Below are 564 nucleotides of genomic sequence, written 5' to 3' on the forward strand. Positions count from 1 at the left end.
ACCTGTTCATGAACGAGCCCGAGGTGCTGCCGACCGAGTGGTACGACATGTCCCAGAACCGCGACCAGGCCGGCCGCGCCCGGCTGGTCTGCGACTATATCGCCGGCATGACCGACCGCTTCGCGATCGAGGAGCATCGCAAGCTGTTCAACCTGGAGCTCTGGAACGGCTGAGGCCGCCTGGACGCGCCAGGCGGCCCCCTAGGCGCTTACCGCTCGCGCCTACTGCTGCACGGCGACCGGCTTGCCGCCCGCCTTGTAGACGACGCCGCCTTTCATCACGAACGACACCCGCTCCAGTTCGGTGACGTCCTTCAGCGGATCGCCCGTCACGGCGATGATGTCGGCGTAGCGGCCGGCCTGGACCGAGCCGATGTCCTGGGCGTCGCCGATCAGGTCGGCGGCGTTGGCGGTGGCGGCCCAGATGGCGTCGATCGGCGTCATGCCGGCCTGGACCATCAGGGCGAACTCCTTGCCGTTGGTCCCATGCGGCGCCAGCCCCTGGTCGGTGCCGAAGGCGATCTTGACCCCGGCCTTGTAGGCCTCGCCCAGGTTCTTCTGGATG

Annotated in this window: 2 protein-coding genes; one reads left to right on the forward strand and one right to left on the reverse strand. The window is 68.3% G+C overall.

What is annotated here, in order from left to right; translation table 11 throughout:
- The first annotated feature begins 8 nt into the window (after positions 1-8).
- Positions 9-173 (forward strand): hypothetical protein, encoded by a 165-nt coding sequence (locus FOY53_RS22790; RefSeq protein ID WP_281289612.1) that lies wholly within the window; start codon positions 9-11, stop codon positions 171-173.
- 48 nt (positions 174-221) lie between these two features.
- On the opposite strand, the gene FOY53_RS22795 is transcribed toward FOY53_RS22790, so the two are convergent.
- The coding region (locus FOY53_RS22795) for an amidohydrolase family protein (RefSeq protein ID WP_146592552.1) at positions 222-564 on the reverse strand (343 nt) is incomplete at its 5' end.

This window comes from Puniceibacterium confluentis, assembly GCF_007923445.1.
Lineage (GTDB): Bacteria > Pseudomonadota > Alphaproteobacteria > Rhodobacterales > Rhodobacteraceae > Puniceibacterium > Puniceibacterium confluentis.